Raw genomic sequence first — 20,033 nt, 5'->3', positions numbered from 1 at the left:
GATGGAAACTGCATATGTTCTGGTAAAAAGCCAAGTGGCACATGAAATGGATGTGATGGGCGAATTGCTAAAAATTGATAACGTAAAAGAGGCAAGGGGAACATTTGGGGTTTATGATATTTTTGTCAAAGTAGAGGCAAAGACATCAAAAGAACTTGAAGACACAATTACAAAAAATATTAGAAAAGTAAAACATGTAATTTCTACTACTACTCTGTCGGTAATCCCAGAACAAGACAAAAACTAGGATCTTTAAATATTGTTTTTTTCAAAATTTTAACATGAAAGCAATCTGGAATAATGTTGTAATTGCAGAAAGCGATGATACGGTAATAGTTGAGGGAAATCATTATTTTCCAATTGATTCGATAAAATCTGAATATTTTAAAAAAACTGATTTGACTACTTTTTGCGGATGGAAGGGAATGGCAAATTATTACTCTGTGACAATTAACGGAAAAACCAACAAAGACTGTGCATGGTACTATGCTGAACCAAACGATGCTGCCAAAAAGATCAAAGGAATGGTAGCGTTTTGGAACGGTGTTGATGTAAAATAATCTTAATTATTAGAAAACCCATCTATCTTCAGTGAAATCATACACTATTCTAATTGCCATAATTGGCGGTTCGATTGGAATCATGGCAATAATCTTTGGACTGGATATTGGAAAGATGTCAATATCCACTCAAGAATACAGTCTTTATGTGGATCCGATTATTGACAAACAAAGTCTCTTTGTAACTGGTAGAATAACCATACAAAACACTGGCTCAAAACAACTAACTAATCTTCATGTGAATTTTGGAGATGGTGACACACTTGATATTAAATCTCTCAAACCTGGCGAAAAAATTATCTTATCTCCGCCATCTGATAACTCGATGCAGTTTGTAATGATAAACGCAGATAATGACATCTTTGTAAGCAAGGCATACCGAGAACTGCCAAAGATGGTAGGTATGATGGGCTCGTAATTCAGAGCAGTTAAATCCAATCATTATACAGTTTGGCTGTGAAATTTCTAACGTCTGGAAAGGTAAAGGATCTGTATGATGTCGATGAAAATACACTTCTCTTCAAGTTCTCAGACAGGGTTTCAGCATATGACGTAAAATTCAAAGAAAATATTCCTAAAAAGGGTGAGGTTTTGTGCAAATTTGCAGAATTTTGGTTTGATACACTTCCGGTTTCTAATCATTTTATAAAAAAACAATCCGACACTGAGATTCTTGTAAAAAAGATGAAGATGCTTCCAATAGAGTGTGTGGTTCGAGGCTATTTTTATGGCAGTCTGATAAATAGATGGAAAAAAGGTGAGGTGAAACTACCCCAAGGCACTGACACTACACTTGCTGCAAAACTCTTGGAGCCAATTTTTGATCCGACCACAAAATCAGAACATGACATTCCTATTGATAAACAAAAAGCATTGCAAATGAATCTGGTAAACGAAGAACAGTATTCATGGCTTGAAAAAACATCAATTGAGATTTACAAAAAAATGTCTGAGGTGGCAGACAAGTCTGGATTTATTTTAGCTGATCTAAAACTAGAGTTTGGAATTTTAGACGAGAAAATAACCTTGGGCGATTCCATCGGTCCTGATGAGTATCGTTTATGGCCAAAGGAGACATACCAGGTTGGTAAAATCCAAGAATCATTCGACAAGCAGATACTGCGAGACTGGCTAACTGAGAATGGATACCAAAAACAATTTGATGATTCCCGTGATGCAGGAAAAGAACCAATACCCCCTACAATCCCAACTGAGATAATTCAAAAGATGACAAACAGATACGTCATTGCATATGAAAAATTAACTGGCCATTCTCTATAACACAAATAATTTTTTTATTGTGACTAGGTGTTGATTATCTCCTAACCACCAACTCGAATTCCATACTAGATTGATTTTATAGATATTCCTTTTTGTCATATCCCTACATGTTTCTGACATATCTTTTTCAAATTTTTTATTTTTGCTATTTTTTTAAAATATTTGTAGTGGTGTTATAATTATGATACCGATATCATCTAGATAGTAGTGGTAGTGATAAATGTTGTAGTGCTAACAATATTTTTGTATATGCTACAGTAAATCTGATAGCGGTCATTGTCTTATGGTAGGAGTATCACTATTGTGATAACAAAAAAAATTGATGCGATTAGACAAAAAAATATGATACGTGGATCTTTTAGATCAAACTATTAGGAGTAAACAGCATGTCTACACTACTAGAGAAGGAAATCAAAGTAAATCGAATTCTTACAACAAGCGTCCAACACGCACGTGCAATTGAAGACCCTGCACGCTCGAAAATCATTGAAATTCTATATCATCGTGCATTATCTGCAGACCAGATTTCAAGTGAGCTAAAAAAGACAGGATACAAAAAAGCCCTGACAACTGTTCGCCATCATCTTGATATTCTAAAAGAAGCCGGTTTAATTGAAATTGCCAAGATTGAAGAATCACGCGGTGCCATCACAAAATTTTACAGCACTTCTACAAAATTATTGGGATACGCTGCACCTGATGATTTTGATTCAAAATACTCCAAGGTTATTGACAACACATCTGTAAAGATTGAAAAAATTCTCAGATCCATTACTCCAAAGACCGCAAAAACAAAAAAAGCCAAGGGTGGAAACTCTGCAGACTATTCTCAGTACCTGGTAATGGAAATCATGAATCGTGCCATGACCAACATTATGGAAAATTCTAGCAAGGATCATGAATAATACAATGACTTTCCAATTATTCTCGATAATTTGAAGAGTCGATCAAAAAACTATGATAAGGATCAACATAGATCAGTGAAATTGAGATGAAATTGGAAGAAAAAGTCGTAAAATTATTTCAGCAAAAAAATATCGTGTTTATTGCAACTTTGATGAAAGATGGTTCCCCTCAACTCTCCCCTGTATGGGCTAACTGCGATTCAGATTATGTTTATGTAAATACTGCCGAGGGAAGAATTAAACACAAAAATATTTTGCGTGATCCTCGAGTTGCAGTATCTGTTGTAGGAAATAACAATCCTCTTGACATGACAACCATTCGAGGAAAAGTTGAAAAAATAATTCCTGATTATGATTATGCACATGCAGACAAATTAACTCAGCAATACATGGGGAGAAATCACTACCCATTCAAAAGAGAAGATGAAAAAAGAATTATTCTTAAAATAAAACCAGAACGTGTTTTTGTCTTGCCTGAATTAAAAATGAATGATGAGTAAAAAATTATATATTTCTAAATTCGAATTTAGAAATATTTTGTTTTGACATTAAAATAAAATGGAAAAAAGGTATGAAAGCAGTTTATCGTCGTCTTGCTGCTTTTCTTACAAGTGCTCTTCTAACAAGAGCTCTTCTTACGAGAGCGCGTTTTACAGCTTTTCTAGCAACTGCTCTTTTAGCTGCTTTTCTTCTAACAACTTTCCTAACAACTGCTCTTTTAGCTGCTTTTCTTCTAACAACTTTCCTAACAACTGCTCTTTTAGCTGCTTTTCTTCTAACAACTTTTCTAGCTGCAGTTCGTCTTGGAGATGCTCTCTTACGAGTTGCTGCTGCTCTTTTAGCTGCCCGACTTCGTTTTCTTCTTGCTGCCATTTTTAGTGCTTCAGCTGCTTTTTTAGCGGCATTTCTTTTTCTTGTACGTGCTGCTTTTTTAGCTGCTTCTGCTCTTTTGGCTTTGGATGTGGCCATGCCTAGATTCGTTTTTCGTAGATGTTATATGGTTAAAGTCACACATTATTACCTCAACGCTAGTAAAATTTGACAATATTTTTTTTGCGATCAACAATTAGTGATGCAAATCACAGCTGTATCTGTTGTTGATTGTATTTTTGTTGGACGAATTGTTACACTGTATTGGTTTTGCTCATCATATGGAATGTCAAATTGTGTAGTGAACATTACCGGTTTGTTTGGTTCTAATATGTGATCTAGTAGATCATCTGCAGAAAACTTACCATACACTGCTCGGTGATTTTGTTGTTTTTCATCAACAATGTAAAATTGACCTCCTGAAATTCTTGTGTCTTCATTGCTAATGTTTTTTGCAATAATTTTGATCTTCACAAATGTATTTTCAGGTATTCTTTCCTTGTTTCCTTCATGTGTTCCATCAAAAGTTACAATGTATTCTACAGGTCCTACTGTCACTGCTTCGCCTGATTTTCCAATAATGAAATTGGTCTGATATTGAGTATACATGTACATGGCAGCTCCCATCGAAATTATAATTCCTACAATCACGATGACGATGCCAATTCGTGCCATTATGTAAACTACAAAAATTTAGTATATAGTTGCAGCGTAAAACGCCGAAAATACCCCCCCTAATTAGATCTAGATTGGTATATTCTCTGGAATTTACCACATGAATTAAAAATATGCCAAAATAGAAAGGGGATATTATGGGAAGATTCAAGCCCCTTGAAAAGAAGGACTACGTGAAAATTGCAGTAATTTTTGGAATAATTGCAGTCCCGTTAATTTTTGCTGTATCCATTCGATGATTGAGTGTTTTTATCGATTACATACACATGATTATTTGTCATTTTATGATAGGTATAATGATCAAGACCTTGGGATTTTTTTGTTCTCAGTTCTGAGGAATTGGTCCTTTTTTCACCATTTTTTTCTGTTTTTAGCACGAATTTTGAGGGGTTTAGCTTTTACGCATGACAATAAAAGATGACACATGTTTAGCTGGGGCATCTAGGTGGTTTTGTGGTTGCTTTTCTCTGCTAGGCACAAGTGTTAACCCCCCCATCAAAACGACCATTTTTGATAAAATCACGTTATGACTAAACATACTATTTTTCAAGGGGGGTTTAACGCATAGGCATAATTTTGATAAATTCAAGAATTTGTGTAATTTTTTAATTTTGTAGTCTAAATGAAATTATTTGTCTAAAAATCGTCGATTTCATATCCTGAAAGTTGATCAGACTAGAAAGTTTTCATCAAAAACCTAGATGTTTTTTCATGCAATTCTGATACTCTATTTAGCGCATCTAGAACAGTTTGCTGGTTTATGTTGTCTTTGTCATCTAATACGACAAATACCCCTACCTTTTGCTTACCATCTTCGGTAACAATTCGATTAATTGCTTGTATTGAATTGCAATATTCTGCAATTCTTCTCTCAAATTTTTCTTTTTCATCTTCTGTAAATCCCAAGTATCTTGAAATTTGGTTATCTTTCATTATCACTTTTGCTCCTATGACAATTACTCCTGGTTGAGATTTTGGCTCAAAAATCTCCGCAGGAATTCCGTATTTTCCTGCATGCTTTACTAGGATTTGAAATGTATTTTCGGTATTTTTCATATCCTCAAATGAGAGACCTTCATGAATTAACCATCTTTCCACATTATCTCGCATTCTTGAGGTGCCCATCATTTCATATCTTAGACTAGTTCTATATGATTCTAAATTCAAGTATCTGCCTGTCTGAATTTACAATATTTCTAAATTCGAATTTAGAAATAATCAAAATCTACGCCTGTTTGCAATTGATATTCCATGCATGTTTTTTAGATATTGGCATTAAAAGTTGGCGTAAACTCTGGCATCTGTGCAATGATTATGATGTTGAGAATTAATCCAACGATTCCTAAAATTATCCCCAAATACAAGCAATTTTTTGCTTTTCTAGGATCATCACGTCGCAAGATAAAGTATGCAATTAATCCTCCAATCCATCCTAGAAATATCGGTAAAACATACCACCCATTGCTTCTTGATTTTATATTTTCCATTTTGTTTTCAAACTTGTAAATCTGCTAATAAAATTCCTTCACTTTCAACCAGTTTTTTTCTGGATTTGAGTTATCTCTATCTCAACTGTCTCAAGAGGATCATCTACCTGGTTTCGTCTAATTGAGAACATTTTTGGTTTTTCAAAATCCTCGGTACAATCAGGACATGCATATACTAGTACTCTGTGTTCGTTTGGTGCTTTTGGGTTGGATAATCTTGGATAATACACCAGTCTGGCCCCACAGTCAACACAATATCTGTTGGCCCTTCTAGTTCTGACCAATGTAATCCTCCTGCATTATACTAGATATGCGATCATCTATTAGATCTAACCTGTCTAATAGAGTAAACCAAATAGTGTCAATCGATCAATATTTCTAAATTCGAATTTAGAAATATTTGTAAATGATATGTATAATTTTAACATAATTTGCTGAATGATGATTCAAAATTTGAGACTAGAGATAAGAAGCGCCTCCCATCAGACTTGAACTGATGACCATCCGATTAACAGTCGGATGCTCTACCACGCTGAGCTAGGGAGGCACAAGTTTGTACCTTAGTAAAAGCGATTTAATCCTTGCGCCCATCGACTTTATCTTAAACTTGAATGTCTTTAGTTGAATTTTGCAAAGAATTCTTTAATCTCTTTGGAATGATTTTCAACAAGTTCAATTATCTCCATATGTTCATCTGCTGTCGGTTCACGTTTGTGTACAATCTGAAATGCACTTAATGCAGAACCTACCATCTCTCCAACAAAAAACCCACAAAGAAAATCTCCTACATTTTGACAATTCCAAAGTTCTCCTACTCTTGGTGATGCACCAGCTGTTTTGTATAACTCTAAAGTTTGTTCAATTAATGATGAAGTCTGTTTTGAAAATTCAGGATCAAGGGTCATAAGGTATAATTGATATTTGGAAATCTGTTACTTTTCTATTCCTTTTTTCTTCTCATATACGTAAACGCCATCTAAGAAGACTCTATGATCTTTGTCTTTTACTTTACTGCGAAGCTCTATGTTTGCAGCTGTTTGAGTAATATGATTCCATACTTCTCCTGTTAAAATTACATCTTCGCCTTTAGGAACTACTTTCGTGTTTCCTATGATTTTTGTAATTCTAGATGATCTCTCTCCTTGGAAGTTTTCAATTAAAACAGTTCTGTCTTGTACCTTTACTGTAATTGGAAAGTGTGCAAATGCTATTTTCATTTTAATTGTATATCCAACTACCAAACCTTCGCAAAGATTTCTGATAACTGATCTTGCAGTATGGAGTATGGAATAGTCTCTTTTTCTATATCCTTGTGATTTTAGTATGACTTTGCCTTCTTTGATTTCAATGTTTACTGGAATATTTCTGAAGTTTTTGTGAGTTTTACCTAGTGGGCCTTCAAAATGCATCATGTTTTTCTTTAATGTTACTTTAACCCCTGCTGGTATATCTACCACTTCTTGGAATTTTTCAATTTGCTCAGTAGACATATCCTATCAAAAATCCTCCCAATCCTTTGTTTACGGCATCATGGTGTGACATGACTCCTTGATTTGTTGTTACTAGTAGCATTCCTCTGTTGTAAGCTGGCAAGTATTGCTGTTCCCAGTCATTATACTCTGTATTTTTTACTTTGAATCTTGGTGAAATTGCGCCACATTTTGTAATTTTTGCTAATAATTCGATTTTGAATTTTCCGCCTCTTTTATCGTCAATATGTTCAAACTCTCCAATGTATCCGTCTTTTTGAAGTGTTTTGAGTACTTCAATTCCTAACTTTGAAGTTGGAAGAATTATGCAATCGCTTTTTCTTCTTGCTTCATTATTGTATAAAGTTACAAATAGATTTGCTAAGATGTTCTGTGCTGGCATTTATATCACATATTTTTCCTAAAACCTAAAGATGTTGCTACTTCTCTAAAGCATCGTCTGCATAACATTAACTCATATTTTTGAATTACAGCTGTATAATCTCCACATCGTTTACACCACTTGGAACCTCTTCCAAAATCGTGTTTCTTTCTTCCAGTTGCTTCGTATGATCTATCTTTTGCCATTATACTATCGTGACTCCAAACTCCTTTACTAGATAATCCTTTGCTTCCTGACTTTTAATCGTGTGTGATTTTCCAACACTTGCTTTGTGTTTACTTCTTTTTCTAATTCCATATCCTGGTCTTGTTAAAGTTACTGAAATTCCTAAACCTAAAATTCCAACTTGTGGATCATATTTTACTCCTGGTATATCGATGTGCTCTTTAATTCCAAATGAAAAGTTTCCAAAATTATCAAATGATTTACCGTTTATCTGATTAGCTTTTGCATCAAGTAATCGTTTTAACAAATCACGTGCATCTTGTCCTCTTACTGTAACTGCAACTCCTATTGGTTCTCCTTGTCTAACTCCCCATTCTCTTTGTGTTTCTTTTGCCTCACGTGCAGATGATTTTTTACCTGAGATATGATCCAGTGCTTTTTTTGCTACTACAATAATATCGCCCGATTTTCCTAAACCTATGTTTAGGACAACTTTTTCTAAAGTTATTTTCTTCATTGGGGATTCTGTTACTTGGGACATATGATCACTTTATTTGAATTAGAGGCTCCTGTTTTCCTACTACTAATATGATATCTGTTGGAATTTCGATCTTTCTATCGCCTAAAACTAGCACTACACGTTTAGGTAAAATGTAAGTTCCTTCTTCAATGGTTTCAATTGTTCCCATCTGTCCTGCGTTAATGCCGCGAGTAACCAAAACATGTGCACCTTTTTCCAATTTTATAACTTCAAGAATTTTTTGATCTGGAATTTGAATTAAACATGTGTCTCCGACATTTACTTTGATATCTGAAATTGTTGAACGGCCGTCATGAAATCCTATTTGCATTCTGCCTTTGCTAATTGTTGTTTTACTTGTAACTCTGACTAGTTTTTTTGTTTTTTCTGACTCTTTAATCTGTAATGGTTTTAGTAATTTTCCTTCCATTGGAACTAGACGATAAACTTCTGGAACATTTTCTAACTCTACAACATCCATTAATCCAATTGCATGATGAAGTGATTTTCTAACAACTCCATCGATTTTTACTTTGCCAGAATAGATTGCTGCCTTTGCCTCTCTTAATGTTGTTACAATTTTTAATACGTCTCTTAGAAATACTGCAGTTGGTACTGAATATTCTTTTTTATGCGGTCCTGGTCTGACCGTAATTACAAATCGTTTGTCTTTTCTCTTAATTCCCCAGAATTGAGGGGCCATTTGTCTTTTGAGTTTTTTACTTCCAGATATGCTGACCATTATTTTTCAACTTCCTTTTTTCCTTTTTTAGGTACTAATGTTTCTTTAGTTGCCTCTTCTTTCTTTGTTTTTTCCACTGCTTTTGGTTTTTCAGCGGTCTCTTCTTTTTTTGTTGGCTTTTCTTCTACTGCTTTTGGTTTTTCAGTTGGTTTTTTGCCTTCTAATTTTGAAATTCTCCATTTGTCATCTGTGTTTAATCCTGTAACTACAAGGTTTGATGTGTGTATGTAGACGTCAAATTTGTCTCCTTTTGTCTTTTCTTTTTTAACTCCTTCTATAGCTACACTACTTTTCTTAGTAGAAACTTTGGATACTTTTCCATCTACTCCTTTGAACTCTCCTCTTACAATTTTTATGCTATCTCCTTCGATTACTCTGACGCTTTTTTTACCATATTTTTTACGAAGATCATCGGATAATTGACTTCCAAGCTGTTTGCTTCTAGTATGGAATGTTGCCTTGTAAATCAAACTGTTACGCATTTTTGTTGGTTTCATTTTATACCACCATTGATGCCAAATTAGCTACTCTTGGCCATTTTTCTGAAGCTTCTGCTGCAACTGGTCCTTTGATGTCAGTTCCTTTGACTTCTCCTTCTGGAGTAATCAAAACTGCTGCATTGTCTTCAAAGCACACTCTTACGCCGTTTAATCTGCGAACTGCATATTTCTGTCTAATTATAACTGCACCATACACCTGCTTTCTTAATTCTGCAGGACCTTTTTTTACAACAACATTGCAAAAGTCTCCAACTGATGCAGCTGCTAGTTGTGCATGTCTTGTATGATGTCTTTGTACCATGACAATCTCTAGAATTTTTGCACCTGTATTGTCAGCACATACTATTTGTGCTCCTATTGGAATTGCTTTTGTTACTCGAGGACGAAATTCTGATACTCCTTTACCTGCTTGTTTTGCCATTATGCTTTAACCTCTACTACTACATATGATACTGATTTTGATATTGGTCTACATTCTGCAGTCAATACATGATCACCGGTTTGAACATCGATGCATTCCGGTACATGTGCATGGATTGTGTTTTTACTTCTTGCATATCTTTTGAATTTTAGATAGTAAATTGGTGATTCTTTTTGTAATGTGATTGTCTGTTTTGCTTTGTTGCTTGTAACTTTGCCATCAAATAATTTTCCTCTAACTGATAGCTTTCCATGAAATGGACAATGTGCGTCTGTGCATTCTCTGCTTGGAGCCTTTACTTTTAATCCAATGTTTAATGTCAAGCCCTTCCTCCTATTCTGTCAAATGATCTTTTTGCAATTTGCATACCGTTTACAATAATGTCTTTGCCGTCTAATGTAAATTTCCAACTATTGTTGGATTTTGCAATCATTTTAGTTCCATTTTTGGTATCCATTATTATCATTGATTTTGTTTCATCTGTAATCGTTCCATTTAATCCTATAATTTGTGAATTAGACGATTCAGTAATCTCTGTGTGTAATCCAATTAATTCATGTGATGTTATGTTTTGCTCTGTGATCATTTCTTTTTCAACTCATTTACTCTAGTCATCATTCTTGCAATGTCGTGTCTTAATGGTTTTAATTTTCCACTTTCTTTTCTTAATGTTCCTTTAGAACCATCTACTCTTAGTTTTGCAAGTTCGCTTCTTGTTTCTTGAATTTTACTTTTAAGATCTTTTTCATTTAATTCTCTGATTGTTTTCATCGATAGTCGGGTCATAGTAGTTTTGCCTCCTCTTCCTCTAGTGTTTCAAGCTCCTTCATCTTTTCTTCTTCAATTGCAATTTGTTCAGATTCTGTTCTTGCTTTGCGTTCTACTTCTGTTTCGTCTCTCATCTTTCCAGTGTCTTTGTCTTTGATTTGTTTTGCTTTCTTTGGTTTTTGCGTTTTTAATTCAAATTCTGGAACGAATTTTTCATTAATTGCAATTCTTATTCTAATTCCGATTAATCCCATTGCAGTTTTAACGTGTGCAATATCCTCATCAACAATTACCTCTGCGTGATGCCCTGCTCTTGGTAAAATTCCTGCACTGTGTTTTTCAAATGCTGAACGATCTCCGCGTAGTTTTCCTGAGATAGTAATTTGAACTCCCATAGCTCCATTATCCATAATTTGTTTTAATGTCCACATTGTAGCTCTTCTAAATGCGGTGCCTCGTTCCAAATGTGATGCCATTCTGTTGCACATTACACTTGGTGATAGCTCTGGTTTTGCTATTTCAACTACTGATATCTGTGGATTTTTTAATTTAAAATCGGTTGCAAGTTTATCTGTTAATTCTCTAATTCCAGAACCTTTTCTTCCAATAACTATTCCAGGTCGTGTTACATGTAATGCAACTCTTGTTCCCATTGGTGTTTTTGAAATTTCTGCATGTGAAAATCCTGCATCTTTAATTGCTACTCTCAAGTAATCTTTGAGAAGCATCATGTTGTAGTTGTCTTTAATTACATTTTTTACGGCTGACATGTTATATCTCCTGTGCCACCAATTCTACATGTGTTAACACGTTATTTTTTGGAGTGGCCCTTCCCATTGCTCTTGGAATAAATCGTTTTACAATCACGCCTTTGTGAACTGTTGCGTTTACAATTTTTAATCTATCTAAATCCATTCCCTTGTATTCTGCATTTGATTCTAAATTATCTAATACCTTGATGAATTCTTTTACTGTTTTTTGTGGATAACGACCAGACATCATTCCTGGATCTGATCTGTGACCAACTTGATTGTTGAATCTTCTAAATGCAATTGCCCTTTCTTTATTGACTACTGCTTGAAGATAATCTCTGGCTCTTTCAATTGACAGTCCTTTGATTGCAACTGCTACTTCACGTGCATGTTTGTGTGAGATGTCTTTTTCTCTTAGTGAAGAACGAACATGTTTAGTTGCGTCAAAATTTTGGAATGCGTATTTGAATCTGCCCATGATAATCACTTTAATGGTACGTAGAGACTGGATCTTGATGCGCCGACACCCGGTGCACCATGTTGAACTCTTTTGTTTGTTATGACATATTCTCCAAGATAATGTCCTATCATTTCAGTTTTAATTAAAACTGGAGTGAATTCCTTTCCTGAGAAAATATTTACTGTAACGCCTACCATGTATGGTAGAATAATTAAATCTCTAGAATGAGTTTTGATTGGATTTTTTGTTTTTCCAGCTTTTGCGGATTTTATTTCTTCAATCAGTTTTCTTTTGTCATCTGTAATTCCACGTGTAAGTGAACGTCTTTGTCTGGAATTAAATATTAAAAATAATTTCTCTAGTGACATGTTGTCTAGATCTTCTTTTGGCAATCCTCGATATAGAAATTCTTTGACCATCTTACTTATCCTCTCTTTGTATTGGTGAAGCCTTATTGTCCATATTATAGCATTCCTATCTTTGTGGCCAAGTCTCTGGCTTTTTCTGTACTTTCAAATTGAACAAACGCCTTTTTACCGTAAATTGTTCTTGCTGTGTTTACTTGAGTAGCTTTTTGATTGTATAATGCATTTACAGCTTCAATTATCTGTGGTTTACTTGCTGATCTCTCTACAATAAAGCAAATTTTGCTTTCATTTTCTACCATCGCAAATGTTTTTTCAGTAATGTATGGTTTCAAAATAATTTTGCTTGCTTGATCTACATTCATCTTACTTTCACCATTAATTCTAGATGTGTTGATTTTATCTTTGCAATCTCTTCTATTGCTGCTTTTGAATACACTGTTAATCTAATTGGATCAGAACCTGGTGCCAAATCTAACACGCTCAATTCTTTTACAGATCTTACCTCCACTCCTGGTAATGCGCCGCATGCTTTGCTAATTTTTGATGCATCTTTTGTGACAAACAATACGCTCTTTCCTACTTTTTTGCTTCTACCTCTAAGTGATGATTTTCCAGTACGTGGTTTTCTTGCTTGAAGTCTTTCTACGTCTTTCATCAATTTTAGATCTTCTAACACTTTGAAAATATCGCTTGCTTTTGAAATTGATTCAATGTCATTTGTTACGACAATTGGGAATGATTCGATACCTTCTATTTTATGGCCTCTTGATTTAATCAAGTCTTTTGAGGCAGTTGCAGCTATTGCAGAACAAAATGCTAGCTTGTTTTCTTTCTTGTTTAATTTCTTAAAAATTACTCTATCGACTATCGGAGGATGAGCTTGTCTGCCACCTCTTACTGAAGCAACACCACCTGCTTGACCTTGTCTTCCACCACCACCACCTTTCATCTTTGCAATACGTGCTTGATGTTGTCCTGTTGGTGGATCGTTTGATCTTGCTACTACATCCATACCTGCAGTTGGGTGTCTTCCCTGTGGTTGGAATTTGTGTGAAGTCAGATTTGTAAATGCTTTGTGAATAAGTTCAGCTCTAAATGGAGTTGAAAAGATTAATGGCAATTCAACTTCGCTATCCTTGGTTCCCTTTATTGTTAATAATGATGTTTTCATTAGATTACTACCTCCAAAATATTTGGCTTGGTGATCTTCACTGGTGCGTTTCTAATCTGACTTCTTAGCTTGATTAATCTTCTATATGTTCCTGGAACTGAGCCTTTTAGAATAATGAAATCTCCTTTTACTAAACCAAAGTGTTTGTAACCTCCATCTGGATTTATTTTTATTTGATTGTTTTCTGTATTGCCAATTACCATTATTCTTTTGTCATATTCTGTTCTTTGATGAAATCCCATTTGACCTGCTCTTGGGACTGAATACATGACACTAGCTGGTGAAATTGGACCTAGTGATGCAACTTCTCTAACTGTCTTTCTTGACTTGTGTTGTTTTTTCTTTACACCAAATCTTTGTATGACTCCTTGCCATCCTTTGCCTTTTGTAATTGCTGCAACATCGATTGTTGCTCCTGTTTCAAAAATTTGATCAATTTTAATTTCTTTTCCTAATAGTTCTTTTACATGTGCAAATTGTTTTTTGATGTCACCGCCACTAACTAAAGCTTCAAAGATGTATGGCTTTTTTTGTTCTAATCCGGCATCACGTGGAGATACAGCAACTATTGCAAAAATTTCTTTGACTCTGCCAAGTATTTTTTCTGCATTTTCCATTGCGCCTTCTTTATTTTTAAAATTAATTTCTTTAGAGATATTTTTTGGAAATTCTTTTGCATATACGTCAAATTCTGCGTGTAGTCCATAATGATCTTTTGAATATCCTCTAACTCCTAATATTGAAACTGGTGGAGTTACTAACACTGTTCCAAGACTTACAAGTTGCTTTCCTGCATTTGGAGTCTTTTCACGATCATCGATGGTGACTAGTTGGACACAACCGGCTTTGAAACCGCAGTGTGCTAAAATTTTGGTTCATCAGAATTGTTTTTTGGCCATGTTCTAATACGTGCCTCCATACTTTTGGCACGTCCTCTTGGATAGTATGCTGCGCTACCTCTACGTGGTTGCGCGTATTTTCGATGACCCATGTTAAATCGAAGTCGTCTTCAACCGTCTAATAAACCATGTGAGACATCGTTAACTTGTAAAAATTATGGGGTTAACGAACTATTTCTAATATGATCATGGCGATATCAAATTATTTGCATAATTCCAAATTGTTACTGCACCGATGATTACTCCTACTGCTCCCAACCCCATTGCTAAAATTAAGAAATTTCTTTTTTCTGCCATTTTGTATTAACCTATTTTGTATGCATTAATTATTGATAATGTTCCTAAAAGTGCTTCATCTAGACGTACAGTTTCTGTTGCTTGGTTTGGAAAGAAATTCAATGTTTTTGCATTCTGAACGTTCTTCATTTTACCTCCCAATATTTCATGGACTCCTTTTTCAGGTGAGCCAAATACCACTAAAATAGGAAGATCTGAGCTTAGATATTTTGTTAATTGTTCTTTTGTTGCTGTTCTTCCCTTTCTTGAAGTAATTATGATGTTTCCTTGCCATTCAGTTAACAATGAAAATAAGCTTGCTCTCTCTTTAACTGCATAACCCCAGTATAACGAGGTCTCATTTCTTTGAATTTCTTTAACTGAAAAATCTGGATACCCTGTCTTGAATTGGACAGTTGCTCTTTTACCGACATTTTCTTTTCCAAAAAATGGTATTAATTCATTAATTCCAACATCGATGAATTTTTTACCCTTTAGACTTACTATTACTCCTTCTCTTACATCTCCAACGTTAATTTTTTTAGAATTTGCTGGTGTTGAGTGGCTAGGAATTTTTAACGGATACAACACACCTGCAAACTTTAACTCGTTCATCTTTGGGAATAACCGTCTTCGTAAAAATTGAGGAGTCTCAAGATATCTTAAAATTGTTACAAGTAAATTCCCGTCTTCTCTGTAATTTCCTTCTTGGTAAACATAAATTGTATCTATTTTAAAAATTGCACAAGCTCTTGCAAGTACCGATATCTTTCGTGTCTTATCTAGCTTTAAGGATTCATCAGATAATGCTGATTCAGGGATTGCAACAGAAATTTTCAACGTAATTAAATCTCACATGTGACTATGATTATTTCTTTTCGTGAGGATATTTCTCTTTAGCAGTTTTTGCATATTTTGCAATCTGCTCATCTGAGACTAATTCAAATGTCTCTGTTTTAGTTTTAATCTGTGCCATTCTGATATGACTTGTTCCTTCTCTATCTTCACTAGATAGATAAATTGCTGCAGATGCTAACACGGATGCATCTTCTATTGACAATTCATGATTGTATGTTTTTTCTAAAAAGTCTGTTACTTGATCAGAACCAGATCCTATTGCAATTGCATCGTATGAAATGTATGTCCCACTTGGATCTGTGAGGTAAAGCTGTGTGTTGTTATTTACAACTCCTCCCAAAATTAATGCAACACCATATGGTCTTACACCTGCATACTGTGTATATTGTTGAGATTGATCAGCTAAATGTTTTGCAATTGTTTCAACTTCAACAGCTTCATCATAAATCATCTTGTTACTTTGAGAAAAGAATCTAGCATTATCTACCTGACTTCTAGCATCTGGAATGTATCCTGCTGCTGCTACTCCTATATGATCATCAATTTGAAATATTTTTTGTGCAACATCTGTAATCTGTAATTTTCTTGGTTTTTCTTCTACTGCAATTACGATTCCTTCTTTAGATTTTATTCCAACTGCGATAGTTCCTCTACGTACAGTCTCAATAGCGTATTCTACTTGGTATAGCCTGCCGTCTGGTGAAAATACTGTAATGGCTCTATCGTAGCCTTGTTGTGCAGGAAGCATTTGATTTCAATGCTTTGAAAGTTTAATTTAAGCTTTGGTGCCCTCTCTTCCCATGCGATTTGAGATTCAATTTTCTGGTCATGAAAATATACGATCAAATCATCAGAAAACAATTGAAATTACAAAAGAATCCCATCTCACTCCAAGCGGTGATTGTATCATTGGTGTCAATGCTTCTGCTAGTTGTGCTGATTTGCCTGATTCAATTAAAAAAAAATTACAAAACCCAAATTCAAAAGTTAACTTTTCAATTAAAGTAGGCTCACATGAATTTATTGTCAAAGGAAGAGGTCACGAGGATCTAATTCTTACTCATCATGAAGATATCGTAATACGAAAAAGTAATTTTGTCTGTCCAAGAACATTGGCTGTAAAGTGTGACAAGGCATCGGATCTTATGCCCAGAGAAATGATCTCTTTATTGCAAAACCCTAACACAAAGGGCACATTTACAATAATGATCGACTAAACCTGTGACAATTTTATATGAATTAGTTTAATGTAATACATGGGTCTAAAAACAAAATTTTCATCCTAATTCCTCTGATAATATTTGGTGTGATAATTTTTGGAACCGCGTTATATATGGAAATTTGTAAAAACTCTAGCTTGGCAGTGATTGACTGCTAATTTGTAGTATTGTTTTTCAATTATTTTCTACTTTGGTTAATTCTGATTTAGCATGGATTTCATAAACTACCCACTCTTACAGACTTCATGCAAAAACCTGTGATTGAATTGCAAACCTCTGAGGAACCAACTGAAGTTGAGCTAAAAAAAATACGAGAATATTTCAAAGAAATGCCAATTAATGATATTTTATCTGGTCTAAAATTCGCTAAAAACAGATGGTCTGCTAAAGACTCTGGGACATTAAAAGTTGGCAGAAAAAGCATTATCCAAAAAGAGGTACATTCTGTTACTTCTGAACAGGCCCAATGGAGATTAAAAAATTGGAAGATGATGATTGCAAATTATCGTCGGAGAGGTTACAGTTATCCGACCATATCTAGAATCAAAAAATTTTAATTCAAAAAAGTAAAAAGAAAATAAAATAATGCTGAACTTTTAGATTAAAACATCTGAGGTTCTTCTTTGGGATGTGCCTTGTTTTAGTGTGTCTGGAATATCTGGTATTGATGATTTGGTTTGTCCTGCAATTATAGAATGTGCTTCTTCAAGAATTGCCAATGTGTCTGCATTGTTATTTGTATTTCCAAGACTCATCAAATCATTTCCTTCCATTGATGATCCACTCATTACATCTCCCAATATTTGTGACAAGTCTTGCATAGATGATGTTGCTTCTGGCATGATGCCGCTTAGTGAAGGACTCAATCCTTTGATTATTGACATGCATGGACTAAGTGTAACTACTACATCTCCAAGTTCAGACACTGTATTGAGTCTTAACTGAATTTGCTCCATTGATAATTTTGCCCCGCTTACCATGTTTTTCATTTTTCTAACTTGGACAAGCTCGTTTGCATATGCTTGTGCATATGCATTGTTGTGTGTTTTTTGAGCATTGACTACTTTCTCAAAAATTCCGTCATGTTTTTTTTGTAGTTTTTCATTAATCCCTTCTAATTTACTTATTTGAAATTGTAATTTTCTTTGCGCTTCTTCAATTCTAGATTTTAATGGAATATCCGGTCTTACTTTTCCCATTACTCGTTGAGAAATGCTCTCCCCTTCGGTTTTATTCCATGAGTTACTTATCAAATCTTCATTTCCCCATTATGGATGTAGTTTTTTGTTTTAAATGAATTTGTCACTCTTCTATGTGTATCCATGGTAACATGGGACTTGAGTTACACCCTATCCAAACGTAAATGTATACATCTGAAATCCCGGTTCGCTTATCCTGATTTCCAGTATGTGAGATGAAGGCTCATTACTGTTTACAATGTTGTACAGTCCTGCTCCTGAAACTGTAATTTTACCATCTTCGTTTACATCCGTACCTGCATAATCTTCTGAGATAGGTAACCCGTCAAGGAGTACATCTAATTTTGCCATATTATCTGTAACGATGTTTACTTCTTTTGCATTATAATGTAGTTTGATTGAACCGTTGCTTGAAACTAGCTCCATGCTGTCTTCTAGGTTTTTCCATTCTCCTATTGGATAAAATTTGTGTAATTCGATATTATTTGGTTCAGAATATGTTATTGTCTTTCCTGGACTAAACCCTTCGTTACTTCCCAGCTGATTTCTGCCTTGAGCAAAATCATACCCAAAATACAATTCCGGCGTTCTAAAATTTGAATGCTCAAACTCTTTAATGTCGACCAGTCTTTCAGTAGAGTTAATTTGCAATCCTAAATTTATTGCCCTTTCTTTTAGTAATGATTGAATTACTTTTTCTGTCTCCTTGTAATCTCCCTCTCCAATATGATCATATCTTATGTATCCTTCATCGTCTGTAATGTATTTTCTAGGCCAATATCTATTTTCAAACGCTTTCCATGTTGCCATGTCGTTATCCATTACAACGGGATACTTTATTCCATGTTTGATGATTGCAGATTCCACATTTTCAGGAATTTTTTCAAATTCAAATTCAGGAGAATGAATTCCTATTATTAGCAATCCTTCATCGGAATATTTTTCATTCCATGCAACAATGTATGGGAGGGTTCTTACACAGTTAATGCAACTATACGTCCATATGTCATACAGCACAACCTTTCCTTTCATTTCTTTTGCCAACTCTTCTGGCGTTGTGTTAAAATAATTTGCAATGCCTACAATTTGTGGCGCTTTTTTAAACTTTGACTTATCTATGCTATTTACAGCGTTTGTTTCAAGCGAACTATCGGATGTTTGTATGTCTGAATTTATTGAAGATAGTAGTATGCTGATTGTTCCTACAATACCTATTATGATCATTCCAAAAATAATTGCAGTTTTAATTTCTGATTTCATCTAGTCAACTCCAAAGTAATAACTCATTGAGTAATGGAAAATTAGCAATGTATGCCAATTGATTTGTAAATACTAAGACTCCCAAAAGTATGATGAATGAACCTAAAATTATGTTGTAGAATTTTAAGTGTCTGCTCATAATTTTTATTATTTTACTTGCTCTTGAATAAAATACGCCCATTAGGATGAATGGTATGCCTAGACCTAGAGAGTATACTAACAGTAAATTGAAAGCAACAGATGGTGTTGTTGCTGCAAGAGTTAGGATAGTTCCCAAAATAGGCCCTACACATGGAGTCCAACCTACAGCAAATGCTAATCCAAACACAAAAGACAGTGGAAAGCTTGCTTTAGTTCGTTTAGGTAAGAATTTTTTTTCAACATTTAGCTTACTGATTTTTGTAGATAATATCAGAAAAATTCCAAAACTTACAATAATGATTCCGCCTATCTGATTTAATACTTCAATTACTTCGCCAACCATACTTGCTAATATGCTGTTAATTACTACCCCTAATGTAGAAAATACAACTGAAAATCCAAGAACAAAAAATACTGAATTCAATATGATGTTTGTTCTGTTAATTGTAACTGTTTTGTTTCCTTTATTTTGATTAAGATCGCTTAGTGTAGTTCCTGAAATGTATGCTAGAAATGCTGGAATCATAGGTAGTATACATGGAGCAACAAATGAGGCTAACCCTGCTAATGCTGCCACTGCAAGTGTAACTTCTACCATGAATTAATTTGGTAATTTTTCTTTTAAAGGATTGTTCCAAATCTGCCAGTGCATTTCATTTTTAT

General features: G+C 34.5%; 35 protein-coding genes, 1 tRNA gene and 1 pseudogene. 8 read left to right on the top strand and 29 right to left on the bottom strand.

Annotation, left to right across the window (positions count from 1 at the left end):
* Position 1 precedes the first annotated feature (1 nt).
* The 6 genes from DSQ20_RS05285 (at position 2) to DSQ20_RS05260 (ending at position 3,246) form a co-directional block, all read left to right on the top strand.
* On the top strand, positions 2–247 hold the full coding sequence (locus DSQ20_RS05285; protein WP_007550426.1) for an Lrp/AsnC ligand binding domain-containing protein: 246 nt from the start codon (positions 2–4) through the stop codon (positions 245–247).
* A 34-nt stretch (positions 248–281) separates the two neighbouring features.
* Positions 282–560 carry a DUF427 domain-containing protein gene (locus DSQ20_RS05280; RefSeq protein WP_179364857.1) on the top strand — a complete coding sequence of 93 codons (279 nt, stop codon included), beginning with the start codon at positions 282–284 and terminating at the stop codon, positions 558–560.
* Between the two features lie 31 nt (positions 561–591).
* Positions 592–978 carry a hypothetical protein gene (locus DSQ20_RS05275; RefSeq protein ID WP_179364856.1) on the top strand — a complete coding sequence of 129 codons (387 nt, stop codon included), beginning with the start codon at positions 592–594 and terminating at the stop codon, positions 976–978.
* A gap of 38 nt (positions 979–1,016) precedes the next feature.
* Positions 1,017–1,841, top strand: coding sequence for a phosphoribosylaminoimidazolesuccinocarboxamide synthase (gene purC, locus DSQ20_RS05270; RefSeq protein WP_179364855.1), 825 nt, complete (start codon positions 1,017–1,019; stop codon positions 1,839–1,841).
* 386 nt (positions 1,842–2,227) lie between these two features.
* Positions 2,228–2,746 carry a winged helix-turn-helix domain-containing protein gene (locus DSQ20_RS05265; protein ID WP_007550433.1) on the top strand — a complete coding sequence of 173 codons (519 nt, stop codon included), beginning with the start codon at positions 2,228–2,230 and terminating at the stop codon, positions 2,744–2,746.
* Between the two features lie 86 nt (positions 2,747–2,832).
* Positions 2,833–3,246, top strand: a complete 414-nt coding sequence (locus tag DSQ20_RS05260; protein WP_370464182.1) for a PPOX class F420-dependent oxidoreductase — start codon at positions 2,833–2,835, stop codon at positions 3,244–3,246.
* An 82-nt stretch (positions 3,247–3,328) separates the two neighbouring features.
* Here DSQ20_RS05260 and DSQ20_RS05255 read toward each other — a convergent pair whose 3' ends face one another.
* From DSQ20_RS05255 to DSQ20_RS05135, 26 genes are all read right to left on the bottom strand, one after another.
* Entirely contained in the window at positions 3,329–3,715 is a 387-nt protein-coding gene (locus DSQ20_RS05255; RefSeq protein WP_179364854.1) for a histone, read from the bottom strand.
* Between the two features lie 90 nt (positions 3,716–3,805).
* Complete coding sequence (locus tag DSQ20_RS05250) at positions 3,806–4,291, bottom strand: DUF4352 domain-containing protein (protein ID WP_179364853.1); 486 nt, start codon at positions 4,289–4,291, stop codon at positions 3,806–3,808.
* Positions 4,292–4,966: 675 nt separating this feature from the next.
* A complete protein-coding gene (locus tag DSQ20_RS05245) occupies positions 4,967–5,416 on the bottom strand; it encodes a DUF2299 family protein (protein ID WP_007550437.1) in 450 nt (149 codons plus the stop codon).
* 137 nt (positions 5,417–5,553) lie between these two features.
* A complete protein-coding gene (locus DSQ20_RS05240) occupies positions 5,554–5,778 on the bottom strand; it encodes a hypothetical protein (protein ID WP_007550438.1) in 225 nt (74 codons plus the stop codon).
* Between the two features lie 44 nt (positions 5,779–5,822).
* Positions 5,823–6,062 (bottom strand): hypothetical protein, encoded by a 240-nt coding sequence (locus DSQ20_RS05235; RefSeq protein ID WP_048109673.1) that lies wholly within the window; start codon positions 6,060–6,062, stop codon positions 5,823–5,825.
* Between the two features lie 189 nt (positions 6,063–6,251).
* Positions 6,252–6,325, bottom strand: a tRNA-Asn gene (locus DSQ20_RS05230).
* Positions 6,326–6,395: 70 nt separating this feature from the next.
* A complete protein-coding gene (locus tag DSQ20_RS05225; RefSeq protein ID WP_007550440.1) occupies positions 6,396–6,683 on the bottom strand; it encodes a hypothetical protein in 288 nt (95 codons plus the stop codon).
* A 27-nt stretch (positions 6,684–6,710) separates the two neighbouring features.
* Positions 6,711–7,268: a 50S ribosomal protein L6 gene (locus tag DSQ20_RS05220; RefSeq protein ID WP_007550441.1), complete on the bottom strand. Its 558-nt coding sequence runs from the start codon at positions 7,266–7,268 to the stop codon at positions 6,711–6,713.
* A complete protein-coding gene (locus tag DSQ20_RS05215; RefSeq protein ID WP_007550442.1) occupies positions 7,258–7,650 on the bottom strand; it encodes a 30S ribosomal protein S8 in 393 nt (130 codons plus the stop codon). The genes DSQ20_RS05220 and DSQ20_RS05215 overlap by 11 nt, the downstream gene beginning before the upstream one ends.
* A gap of 5 nt (positions 7,651–7,655) precedes the next feature.
* A complete protein-coding gene (locus DSQ20_RS05210; RefSeq protein WP_007550443.1) occupies positions 7,656–7,835 on the bottom strand; it encodes a 30S ribosomal protein S14 in 180 nt (59 codons plus the stop codon).
* A complete protein-coding gene (locus DSQ20_RS05205; protein WP_179364852.1) occupies positions 7,835–8,356 on the bottom strand; it encodes a 50S ribosomal protein L5 in 522 nt (173 codons plus the stop codon). Before DSQ20_RS05205 ends, DSQ20_RS05210 begins: the two co-directional genes overlap by 1 nt.
* Positions 8,357–8,360: 4 nt before the next feature.
* On the bottom strand, positions 8,361–9,077 hold the full coding sequence (locus DSQ20_RS05200) for a 30S ribosomal protein S4e (RefSeq protein ID WP_007550446.1): 717 nt from the start codon (positions 9,075–9,077) through the stop codon (positions 8,361–8,363).
* Positions 9,077–9,574, bottom strand: a complete 498-nt coding sequence (gene rplX, locus DSQ20_RS05195) for a 50S ribosomal protein L24 (protein ID WP_179364851.1) — start codon at positions 9,572–9,574, stop codon at positions 9,077–9,079. The genes DSQ20_RS05200 and rplX overlap by 1 nt, the downstream gene beginning before the upstream one ends.
* 1 nt (position 9,575) lies before the next feature.
* Positions 9,576–9,998: a 50S ribosomal protein L14 gene (locus DSQ20_RS05190; RefSeq protein WP_007550449.1), complete on the bottom strand. Its 423-nt coding sequence runs from the start codon at positions 9,996–9,998 to the stop codon at positions 9,576–9,578.
* Positions 9,998–10,321, bottom strand: coding sequence for a 30S ribosomal protein S17 (locus DSQ20_RS05185; protein WP_007550450.1), 324 nt, complete (start codon positions 10,319–10,321; stop codon positions 9,998–10,000). Before DSQ20_RS05185 ends, DSQ20_RS05190 begins: the two co-directional genes overlap by 1 nt.
* Positions 10,318–10,584: a ribonuclease P protein subunit gene (locus tag DSQ20_RS05180; RefSeq protein WP_007550451.1), complete on the bottom strand. Its 267-nt coding sequence runs from the start codon at positions 10,582–10,584 to the stop codon at positions 10,318–10,320. Before DSQ20_RS05180 ends, DSQ20_RS05185 begins: the two co-directional genes overlap by 4 nt.
* Positions 10,581–10,784, bottom strand: coding sequence for a 50S ribosomal protein L29 (gene rpmC, locus DSQ20_RS05175; RefSeq protein ID WP_007401547.1), 204 nt, complete (start codon positions 10,782–10,784; stop codon positions 10,581–10,583). Before rpmC ends, DSQ20_RS05180 begins: the two co-directional genes overlap by 4 nt.
* Positions 10,781–11,536: a 30S ribosomal protein S3 gene (locus DSQ20_RS05170; RefSeq protein WP_007550453.1), complete on the bottom strand. Its 756-nt coding sequence runs from the start codon at positions 11,534–11,536 to the stop codon at positions 10,781–10,783. Before DSQ20_RS05170 ends, rpmC begins: the two co-directional genes overlap by 4 nt.
* 1 nt (position 11,537) lies before the next feature.
* Positions 11,538–11,996: a 50S ribosomal protein L22 gene (locus tag DSQ20_RS05165; protein ID WP_007550454.1), complete on the bottom strand. Its 459-nt coding sequence runs from the start codon at positions 11,994–11,996 to the stop codon at positions 11,538–11,540.
* Between the two features lie 5 nt (positions 11,997–12,001).
* Entirely contained in the window at positions 12,002–12,406 is a 405-nt protein-coding gene (locus DSQ20_RS05160) for a 30S ribosomal protein S19 (protein WP_255458394.1), read from the bottom strand.
* A gap of 35 nt (positions 12,407–12,441) precedes the next feature.
* Complete coding sequence (locus DSQ20_RS05155; RefSeq protein WP_007550456.1) at positions 12,442–12,708, bottom strand: 50S ribosomal protein L23; 267 nt, start codon at positions 12,706–12,708, stop codon at positions 12,442–12,444.
* A complete protein-coding gene (rplD, locus tag DSQ20_RS05150; RefSeq protein ID WP_179364850.1) occupies positions 12,705–13,517 on the bottom strand; it encodes a 50S ribosomal protein L4 in 813 nt (270 codons plus the stop codon). Before rplD ends, DSQ20_RS05155 begins: the two co-directional genes overlap by 4 nt.
* The gene (rplC, locus tag DSQ20_RS05145) at positions 13,517–14,338 is read right to left on the bottom strand and encodes a 50S ribosomal protein L3 (RefSeq protein ID WP_255458393.1); all 822 of its coding nucleotides are present in this window, start codon (positions 14,336–14,338) and stop codon (positions 13,517–13,519) included. The genes rplD and rplC (DSQ20_RS05145) overlap by 1 nt, the downstream gene beginning before the upstream one ends.
* Before the next feature lie 41 nt (positions 14,339–14,379).
* Complete coding sequence (gene rplC / locus DSQ20_RS10710; protein WP_255458138.1) at positions 14,380–14,508, bottom strand: 50S ribosomal protein L3; 129 nt, start codon at positions 14,506–14,508, stop codon at positions 14,380–14,382.
* 211 nt (positions 14,509–14,719) lie between these two features.
* Positions 14,720–15,532: a putative RNA uridine N3 methyltransferase gene (locus DSQ20_RS05140; RefSeq protein ID WP_007550460.1), complete on the bottom strand. Its 813-nt coding sequence runs from the start codon at positions 15,530–15,532 to the stop codon at positions 14,720–14,722.
* A gap of 28 nt (positions 15,533–15,560) precedes the next feature.
* Positions 15,561–16,298 (bottom strand): archaeal proteasome endopeptidase complex subunit alpha, encoded by a 738-nt coding sequence (locus DSQ20_RS05135; RefSeq protein WP_007550461.1) that lies wholly within the window; start codon positions 16,296–16,298, stop codon positions 15,561–15,563.
* 52 nt (positions 16,299–16,350) lie between these two features.
* On the opposite strand from DSQ20_RS05135, the gene DSQ20_RS05130 reads away from it, so the two are divergent.
* The gene (locus DSQ20_RS05130; RefSeq protein WP_179364849.1) at positions 16,351–16,767 is read left to right on the top strand and encodes a DUF371 domain-containing protein; all 417 of its coding nucleotides are present in this window, start codon (positions 16,351–16,353) and stop codon (positions 16,765–16,767) included.
* A gap of 248 nt (positions 16,768–17,015) precedes the next feature.
* Positions 17,016–17,356, top strand: a pseudogene (locus DSQ20_RS05125) (hypothetical protein).
* A gap of 10 nt (positions 17,357–17,366) precedes the next feature.
* On the opposite strand, the gene DSQ20_RS05120 reads toward DSQ20_RS05125, so the two are convergent.
* From DSQ20_RS05120 to DSQ20_RS05110, 3 genes are all read right to left on the bottom strand, one after another.
* The gene (locus DSQ20_RS05120) at positions 17,367–18,023 is read right to left on the bottom strand and encodes a Snf7 family protein (protein WP_179364847.1); all 657 of its coding nucleotides are present in this window, start codon (positions 18,021–18,023) and stop codon (positions 17,367–17,369) included.
* 96 nt (positions 18,024–18,119) lie between these two features.
* A complete protein-coding gene (locus DSQ20_RS05115) occupies positions 18,120–19,229 on the bottom strand; it encodes a redoxin family protein (RefSeq protein WP_179364846.1) in 1,110 nt (369 codons plus the stop codon).
* A 4-nt stretch (positions 19,230–19,233) separates the two neighbouring features.
* A complete protein-coding gene (locus DSQ20_RS05110; RefSeq protein WP_179364845.1) occupies positions 19,234–19,968 on the bottom strand; it encodes a cytochrome c biogenesis CcdA family protein in 735 nt (244 codons plus the stop codon).
* Positions 19,969–20,033 lie beyond the last annotated feature (65 nt).

This window comes from Nitrosarchaeum sp. AC2 (assembly GCF_013407385.1).
Taxonomy (GTDB): domain Archaea; phylum Thermoproteota; class Nitrososphaeria; order Nitrososphaerales; family Nitrosopumilaceae; genus Nitrosarchaeum; species Nitrosarchaeum koreense.
Note: the sequence above shows the minus strand (reverse complement) of the source record. Positions and strands in the feature narration are given on the sequence as shown.

What these genes read in the sequence shown, in the direction of transcription:
- DSQ20_RS05225 (WP_007550440.1), bottom strand. Translation starts at nt 6,683, where the DNA reads ATGACCCTTGATCCTGAATTTTCAAAACAGACTTCATCATTAATTGAA.
- DSQ20_RS05115 (WP_179364846.1), bottom strand. Translation starts at nt 19,229, where the DNA reads ATGAAATCAGAAATTAAAACTGCAATTATTTTTGGAATGATCATAATA.
- DSQ20_RS05220 (WP_007550441.1), bottom strand. Translation starts at nt 7,268, where the DNA reads ATGTCTACTGAGCAAATTGAAAAATTCCAAGAAGTGGTAGATATACCA.
- rplX (WP_179364851.1), bottom strand. Translation starts at nt 9,574, where the DNA reads ATGAAACCAACAAAAATGCGTAACAGTTTGATTTACAAGGCAACATTC.
- DSQ20_RS05260 (WP_370464182.1), top strand. Translation starts at nt 2,833, where the DNA reads ATGAAATTGGAAGAAAAAGTCGTAAAATTATTTCAGCAAAAAAATATC.
- DSQ20_RS05265 (WP_007550433.1), top strand. Translation starts at nt 2,228, where the DNA reads ATGTCTACACTACTAGAGAAGGAAATCAAAGTAAATCGAATTCTTACA.
- DSQ20_RS05245 (WP_007550437.1), bottom strand. Translation starts at nt 5,416, where the DNA reads ATGGGCACCTCAAGAATGCGAGATAATGTGGAAAGATGGTTAATTCAT.
- DSQ20_RS05190 (WP_007550449.1), bottom strand. Translation starts at nt 9,998, where the DNA reads ATGGCAAAACAAGCAGGTAAAGGAGTATCAGAATTTCGTCCTCGAGTA.
- DSQ20_RS05285 (WP_007550426.1), top strand. Translation starts at nt 2, where the DNA reads ATGGAAACTGCATATGTTCTGGTAAAAAGCCAAGTGGCACATGAAATG.
- DSQ20_RS05155 (WP_007550456.1), bottom strand. Translation starts at nt 12,708, where the DNA reads ATGAATGTAGATCAAGCAAGCAAAATTATTTTGAAACCATACATTACT.
- rplC (WP_255458138.1), bottom strand. Translation starts at nt 14,508, where the DNA reads ATGGGTCATCGAAAATACGCGCAACCACGTAGAGGTAGCGCAGCATAC.
- DSQ20_RS05280 (WP_179364857.1), top strand. Translation starts at nt 282, where the DNA reads ATGAAAGCAATCTGGAATAATGTTGTAATTGCAGAAAGCGATGATACG.
- DSQ20_RS05165 (WP_007550454.1), bottom strand. Translation starts at nt 11,996, where the DNA reads ATGGGCAGATTCAAATACGCATTCCAAAATTTTGACGCAACTAAACAT.
- rpmC (WP_007401547.1), bottom strand. Translation starts at nt 10,784, where the DNA reads ATGACCCGACTATCGATGAAAACAATCAGAGAATTAAATGAAAAAGAT.
- DSQ20_RS05130 (WP_179364849.1), top strand. Translation starts at nt 16,351, where the DNA reads ATGCGATTTGAGATTCAATTTTCTGGTCATGAAAATATACGATCAAAT.
- DSQ20_RS05210 (WP_007550443.1), bottom strand. Translation starts at nt 7,835, where the DNA reads ATGGCAAAAGATAGATCATACGAAGCAACTGGAAGAAAGAAACACGAT.
- DSQ20_RS05215 (WP_007550442.1), bottom strand. Translation starts at nt 7,650, where the DNA reads ATGCCAGCACAGAACATCTTAGCAAATCTATTTGTAACTTTATACAAT.
- rplD (WP_179364850.1), bottom strand. Translation starts at nt 13,517, where the DNA reads ATGAAAACATCATTATTAACAATAAAGGGAACCAAGGATAGCGAAGTT.
- DSQ20_RS05180 (WP_007550451.1), bottom strand. Translation starts at nt 10,584, where the DNA reads ATGATCACAGAGCAAAACATAACATCACATGAATTAATTGGATTACAC.
- DSQ20_RS05250 (WP_179364853.1), bottom strand. Translation starts at nt 4,291, where the DNA reads ATGGCACGAATTGGCATCGTCATCGTGATTGTAGGAATTATAATTTCG.
- DSQ20_RS05255 (WP_179364854.1), bottom strand. Translation starts at nt 3,715, where the DNA reads ATGGCCACATCCAAAGCCAAAAGAGCAGAAGCAGCTAAAAAAGCAGCA.
- DSQ20_RS05200 (WP_007550446.1), bottom strand. Translation starts at nt 9,077, where the DNA reads ATGGTCAGCATATCTGGAAGTAAAAAACTCAAAAGACAAATGGCCCCT.
- DSQ20_RS05110 (WP_179364845.1), bottom strand. Translation starts at nt 19,968, where the DNA reads ATGGTAGAAGTTACACTTGCAGTGGCAGCATTAGCAGGGTTAGCCTCA.
- DSQ20_RS05240 (WP_007550438.1), bottom strand. Translation starts at nt 5,778, where the DNA reads ATGGAAAATATAAAATCAAGAAGCAATGGGTGGTATGTTTTACCGATA.
- DSQ20_RS05135 (WP_007550461.1), bottom strand. Translation starts at nt 16,298, where the DNA reads ATGCTTCCTGCACAACAAGGCTACGATAGAGCCATTACAGTATTTTCA.
- DSQ20_RS05205 (WP_179364852.1), bottom strand. Translation starts at nt 8,356, where the DNA reads ATGTCCCAAGTAACAGAATCCCCAATGAAGAAAATAACTTTAGAAAAA.
- DSQ20_RS05170 (WP_007550453.1), bottom strand. Translation starts at nt 11,536, where the DNA reads ATGTCAGCCGTAAAAAATGTAATTAAAGACAACTACAACATGATGCTT.